4 protein-coding genes are annotated in these 6,585 nt (G+C 35.4%); 3 read left to right on the top strand and 1 reads right to left on the bottom strand.

Annotated features, from left to right (window positions below; all coding sequences use genetic code 11):
• On the top strand, positions 1–291 hold a 291-nt coding region (locus LS65_RS03180), incomplete at its 5' end, for a hypothetical protein (protein WP_236096602.1).
• A 67-nt stretch (positions 292–358) separates the two neighbouring features.
• Here LS65_RS03180 and LS65_RS03175 read toward each other — a convergent pair.
• A complete protein-coding gene (locus LS65_RS03175) occupies positions 359–1,525 on the bottom strand; it encodes an MFS transporter (protein ID WP_034363944.1) in 1,167 nt (388 codons plus the stop codon).
• Between the two features lie 299 nt (positions 1,526–1,824).
• On the opposite strand from LS65_RS03175, the gene LS65_RS03170 reads away from it, so the two are divergent.
• Both LS65_RS03170 and LS65_RS03165 read left to right on the top strand, forming a co-directional pair.
• Complete coding sequence (locus tag LS65_RS03170; protein ID WP_034363184.1) at positions 1,825–4,662, top strand: DEAD/DEAH box helicase; 2,838 nt, start codon at positions 1,825–1,827, stop codon at positions 4,660–4,662.
• Positions 4,663–4,664: 2 nt separating this feature from the next.
• Positions 4,665–6,584: a DNA methyltransferase gene (locus LS65_RS03165; protein WP_034363185.1), complete on the top strand. Its 1,920-nt coding sequence runs from the start codon at positions 4,665–4,667 to the stop codon at positions 6,582–6,584.
• Position 6,585 lies beyond the last annotated feature (1 nt).

Here is a 6,585-nt window from a genome sequence, read left to right as displayed (position 1 = left end):
AAAGATTTTATGAAAAATCTCTGTGAGGATTTGACTTGTAAGGATTTCAGTGAGCAGAGTTTGCGCGATTTACTCGCATATAGTGGCTATAAGAGAGATAATAATGAGTGGCAAACCTTTGTCTATTATCATACTCGCTTAAGTCTGCAAGATATATTTGATAGAGAAAATGGCACATTCAAAGCAAGCTATAAAGCAATGCGTGATACTGCTTTTGAAAGAGGAGTTGAATCTCAAAAAGAAGCACGACTTACCTACAATGCAAGTAAGCCAAAAATAACTTCTGTGTAGCAAAGATTTTATCTTGCTTAGAATCTCTTCTCCTCAAAAACTTTTTATTTCTTTTTGTCCTTATCTTTTATTTTGCCTCCTTGCTTTTTATGAGAATCTGCCCTCTAAGCATTAAAAATATAATGCTTAAAACCACCAAACACACTGCCGCTAAAACTGCAAAACGTGAGCCATTAAGTGAGATAAACAACCCACAAAGCGAAGTGCCAAGCGTGATACCGATATTTGCAGCACTGATGAAAAGTCCATTTGCGAGTTCCTTTGCCTCTGGGATAGGCGAGGTTACGACAAATTGTGCCATATTATTACCAACCCCCGCAAAGATTCCAAGAATGATGAGAATCACACTCGCGCCCCAAGCATTGCCCCCACCAAAAAAGAGTGCGACATATAATGCAATGAGGCTCAAAGGCACGATTCTTAAAGTCGCATTGGGCGCACTCACAAGGCTTTTACCTGCGATGAAATTGCCGATGACATTGCTTAGCCCATAGATAAGCAAAAGTGCGCTGATGAGATTAAAAGAAACCTGCGTGAAATGGAGCAAAAACTCACTCATATAGCTATAAAAGCCAAACATCGCGCCATTAAGAAGCATTACAACAATGACAGAAACCCACACTATTGGCTTTGCTAATACCTTGAATTGCTCGTTTTGCGCGGCTTTTTGATTCTGCTTTTGACTTGGGATAAATGCAAGTGTGGCAAGGAGGCTTAGGGCATTAAGCGCACCAAAAAAGATAAAAGACATTGTAAGGTTTGTATTGCTTGCAATAAAGCTAGTAAGCGGCACACCAAGCGTCATACCCGCAGAGACAGCGATAAAAATCTTTGCGATTGCCTTTGGGGATTCGTTGTGCGGGACAGAATCCGCTGCCATACTAAAGGCAAAGGAGCAAAAGATAGGGTGAAAAAACGCTGGAATTGCACGCAAGATAAGCAACACAATAAAATTTGTGCAAAAGGCTGCCAAAAATGAGCTAACGCTAAAGACAAGTAGGCAAAATAGCAAAACTTTTTTCGCGTCATATTTTGTCAAAAGCGGGGGTAAAATCGGTGCGACAAGCGCAACAATGAGTGCAAAAATACTCACAACCCACCCCGCGTCTGCGACACTCACATTATAGACTTCCGCCACGATAGGCAACACGCCCATCATTCCAAGCTCCATACTCAAAAGCGCAAATACACCAAGCATTAGCGTAGGAAGCAAAAGAGGATTTGTTTTTATCATTTGGAATCCTTTGATTTTGAGATAAAAATTGGAATTATAAAGCCTGATAGTTGGTATTTGTCAAGAGGGGTTAATAAAAAGAGCCTTGTAATTTCAAAGGCTAGAATGTGAATCGTTAAATTTAATAAAGCATAAGCGCAATATGGATAGAATACTGCTAAATAAAGATATAGCGGGGTGCGTATGAACTATCAAAAGGCATTTTATTCTAAGCTAGAAGTTTGTTATTTAGGTGTGAAAATCAACAACTTTCATAAGCAAACATTTCCAAGATAGTAATTTATTAACTAGAGATTGAAATGTTTTACCCAATAATTACAAAAACTAGAGATACTTGGTTTAGCGCAAAAGATTGCCCCATTAAAGAACTTATTGCTTATATGCACAACAAAAACACTTTGCGTGATGCACAAATTGAAGCCATTAAAACCTATTTATACCTTAAAATTGAGTGCCAAAACAAGCCCTTATGGCAGCTTTTCTATGAGGGTCATTTTAACACCTTAAGCCTTTTTGAGCTTTATCAGAAATTAAATGCCAATGCTTACGATTTTATTAATTATTTACAATCAAACAAAGCAGCCCTAAGTCTTTATGAGATTGCTTCACATTTGCCCAAAGAGCATTTAAAAAAATATATGTATCAACATTATAAGAATATTAATTATGAGCAAATCTTTAAAGACCTTTTTTATAATATCTCTTACACAGATTATCTCTTTTCTTTGCCTATGGGTGCGGGTAAAACTTATCTTATGGCAGCCTTTATGTATTTAGATTTGTATTTTGCGCTTAATGAGCCAGATAATAAAGCTTTTGCGCACAATTTCTTAATCCTAGCTCCTTCAGGGCTTAAAAGTTCTATTATTCCAAGCCTTAGAAATATTAAGGATTTTGATGTGAGTTGGATTTTGCCCGAACCGAGTGCGAGTGAGCTTAAAAAACTTATTAAATTTGAGATACTCAACCAAAGTAAAACAAACAAGAAAAGTAATAAAATCCAAAATCCCAATGTTGCTAAAATCGCTTCTCACCAGCCTTATGATTCTATGTTTGGTGTGATTTTGCTTACCAATGCTGAAAAAGTGATTTTAGAAAAGCTTGATGATAAAGAGGTTTTACACAAAGATTTAAGTGAGGAACAAAAGCGAGAATGGAGCAGTGCAAATGAGCTAAGAAATGCTATCACAAAGATTCCACATTTAGGCATTTTTATTGATGAAGTGCATCACGCAGCAAATGAAGAAATCAAGCTAAGGCAGGTTGTGAGTGAGTGGAGCAAAAAAGGTTCTGTAAATATGGTTGCTGGATTTTCAGGCACTCCTTATCTTAAAAGCACAGAAAAAATATCTATAAGCAAAGAGGTGAAAATTGAGCACAAAGAAATTTCAAATATCGTATATTATTATCCACTCATTCAAGGTATAGGAAATTTTCTTAAAACCCCTGTGGTTAAAGTCGCCCACACTTCACATCGTCTTGAAATTGTAGAACAAGCCTTGAGAGAGTTTTTGAGAGATTCTAAAATTTACGAAAATACCCTAAATAGCAAAGTGGCTATTTATTGTGGCAGTATTGAGAATCTAGAGGAGCAAATCTATCCAAAGGTGTGTGAAATTTTAGGCGAATTTCAATTAGGCAGTGATTGTGTTTTGAAGTTTCATAAGGGCAACAAATCTTACCCCGAGCCTAAAAATGCGTTAATTGAGTTTGAGGGTTTAGATAGCCCTTTTTCAAAAATTAAAGTTATTTTACTCGTGCAAATTGGTAAAGAGGGGTGGGATTGTAAATCTTTAAGCGGGGTTGTTTTATCCCAAGAGGGTGATTGTCCTAAAAATATGGTTTTACAAACTGCTTGTAGGTGTTTAAGGCAGGTGCAAAAACACAAAAATGAAAAAGCCCTGATTTATCTTAATGAATTTAATGCCAAAAAACTTGCCGAGCAATTAGCCCAAGAGCAAAAAATGAGCTTAGAGGAGTTTCAAAAAGGCGAGAGAGAAAAGCTAATAGAAGTGCAAAGATTTGATAGAACAAAAAGATTGCATTTAAATCCTATTGATTTTTATCAATTAAAACTTATTTTTGAAAACTCCACCACAAAAAGCGCAAATCCAGTTAAAAGCTTAAAGTCTATTGAGCCGACAAAAGACAGCTTTATCATTAAAGAGCAAGATTTAGAGAATCAAGTGCTAAATACAGAGGTAAAAAAAAGACAAACTAAAGAAGAAGCGCATTTTAAGCTTTGGCTTTATGCAATAATAAAAGAGAGTTTTCACACGCTTACAATGCACGATTTAACGCCTTTTGAAAAGCCACTTAAAAAGCTTTTTGATATGATTACCTTAAAAGAAAACGATAAGCTTTATTTTAATCCAGATTTTGATAGAAAGGCTTTAGAATCTAGCATTAGAAAAGCCTTTTGCGATAAAAGAAAGTTTCACATACAAAAAGAGCTGATTCCTCAAAGTGCGAGTTTGCTTATCGCTTCTAAGCTTACTTCACCCATTTTTGTAGAAAATGATACCGCTTTTATCCCCACACAAGACATAGTGCAACAAATCATAGATGAGGATAGTGGCAAAATAGGCACAACTTTAAGCGAAGAAGACAAAGCAAATCTTATTAAGATTCTAGGTGAAGCTGGGGCGCAAAAAGCCATTAATGAAAAAGAAATTACCATATTAAAATCACAAGGGTTTGATAAAGACAAAACCTACCACTATTTGCCTTATCAAACTGATAGTGCGTATGAAAGAGAAGTTTTTGATGAGATTTTAAAGTTACAGAAATTTAAAGAGCTTGATTTAGAGCTTTATTATAATGGCGATAATGCTCTAAGTGAATTTAAAATAGAGGCAACTTACAAAAATACCAATTTAGGCAACTACACGCCCGATTTTTTGATTTTACAAAGAAAACAAGAGCAAATCCATAGAATCTTAATTGTGGAGACAAAAGGAGAGGCTTTTGCAGAGAGTTTCAAGCCTAAAAAGGCATTTATGGACGAGTTTATCCGGTTGAATAATGAAAAATTTGGCTATGACAAATTTAACTTTTTGTATCTGCAAGATAATAGAGACAGAGGCTACAAGCTGACAGAAGCAATCAATAAAGCATTAGATTTTTTTAAGGAGTAAAAATGCCATTAAAATATATCCCTTATTTCAAAGACCCCATTAAAGGACAAGCCCTTTTAGATAACTTCACCCGCACCTTAAAATATAGTGGCAATGACAAGATAGGCTATAAAATTAAACGTGGAATGCCCCTTTATGAAGTAAAAACAAAAGAAATTGTGCATAGCAATCCTAGCCTTGCAAACATAGAATCTAAAGAGGATACAAACCTTTTAATAAGAGGTGAGTGCTTAAGTGCTTGTGCTTACTTAAAAGAGCAAGGCATAGAAGTGGATTTAGTCTATATAGACCCGCCTTTTGCAAGTGGAGCAGATTATGCAAAAAAGGTAATTTTACGAAAAAATCCTAAAATCGCCGAGATGCTAGAGGGCGAAAATGAAATAGAAATGAGTGAGGATTTTAAAGGCTTTGAAGAAAAGATGTATGGGGATATTTGGAATAAAGAGGATTATTTAAATTGGATGTATGAAAACTTAACCGCCATAAAATCGGTGATGAGTGAAAATGCGAGTATTTATGTGCATTTAGATTGGCATATCGGGCATTATGTGAAGATTCTAATGGATGAGATTTTTGGGGAAGAGAATTTTGTAAATGAGATAGTGTGGCATTATGGAGGAACTTCAAATTCAACTACTCAATTTGCAAGAAAGCACGATTGTATATATTCTTTTTCTAAGTCGGAAAGTTATACCTTTAACTTTGATGATGTTCGAATTCCATATGAAGATGAAAAAAAATTTAAAAAAGATGAAAATGGTAAGTGGTTTATGAAATGGGATAACACAAGAGATTATTACCCTAAGCAAATTTTTGAAAATGGTGAGTGGATTATTTTAGGAAAAGGGCAATATGATGTATGGACAGACATTCCTTCTTTTTCTACTTCGCACGGAGAAGAGTATAAAAATTGGGACTACGCAACCCAAAAACCCGAAGCCCTCTTAGAGCGAATCATAAAGGCAAGTAGTGATGAAGGTATGATAGTCGCAGATTTCTTTGGAGGAAGTGGGGTAACTGCCGCAGTGGCACAAAAGCTCAATCGCCGCTTTATCCATTGTGATATAGGGATAAACTCCATTCAAACAACAAGGGATAGGCTTAAAGAGCTCAACGCAGAATTTGATATTTTAGAAATAAAAGATGGCATCAGCTTATTTAGAAATCCAGCGCAAACAATGGATAAGCTTAAAACTCTTATTCAGGGCTTAAGTGAGAATGAAAATTTAGACAAGGATTTTTGGTTTGGAAGCATTATAGATTCTAAACTTGGAATCGTGCCTGTCTCTGTGCCAAATCTGCTAGATAGCGGTAGCAAAATGCTTGATATTGTAGCGATGAATGAGCTGATTAATAAGGGCTTAAATACCCTTGATGAAGAGCTTGATGTAAAAAAAGTTATTGTGTATTATATAGATATTGAGAATTTAGAGGAAATGCAAAAATTTATCAAAGAGCAAAATACGCATACGCTCATAGAAGTGGAGCTAAGACCTCTAAGCGAATTGCTTGATGAAGTTAAGATTGAGGATTATATAGAATACTACTTGGAGCAAAAAGAACAAGGCTATGAACTTACTATTACTCAATTTTTAAGTGATAGAGTGAATCAAAAAATCAAAGCTTATAATGAGAAAAAAGTAGCACAAAGCATTAAGAATGGCAAAATTTTTACGCCTATTAATATAAGTAAAAATGGCTTAGAGTGTATAGAATATATAAGTATTGATTGTGAAAACGCCGATAAAAATGCGACTTGGAAAAGTAGCAGTGAGATAAAAATCACCAAAAATTCTTTTATTGTTAAAAATGGAGTGAAAACAAAAGAGTTTTGGAATGGCAAAATCACTTCTAGCAAAAAACCCCTAAGACTTAAGGTGCGCAATATCTGCGGTGATGAGAGTGTGATAGAAGTGGGATAAT

Origin of the sequence: Helicobacter japonicus (genome assembly GCF_000762845.2) — a bacterium.
Taxonomy (GTDB): domain Bacteria; phylum Campylobacterota; class Campylobacteria; order Campylobacterales; family Helicobacteraceae; genus Helicobacter_C; species Helicobacter_C japonicus.
The sequence above is the reverse complement of the archived record's forward strand: the minus strand, read 5'-3'. Positions and strand labels throughout refer to the sequence as shown.

What these genes read in the sequence shown, in the direction of transcription:
- LS65_RS03175 (WP_034363944.1), bottom strand. Translation starts at nt 1,525, where the DNA reads ATGATAAAAACAAATCCTCTTTTGCTTCCTACGCTAATGCTTGGTGTA.
- LS65_RS03170 (WP_034363184.1), top strand. Translation starts at nt 1,825, where the DNA reads ATGTTTTACCCAATAATTACAAAAACTAGAGATACTTGGTTTAGCGCA.
- LS65_RS03165 (WP_034363185.1), top strand. Translation starts at nt 4,665, where the DNA reads ATGCCATTAAAATATATCCCTTATTTCAAAGACCCCATTAAAGGACAA.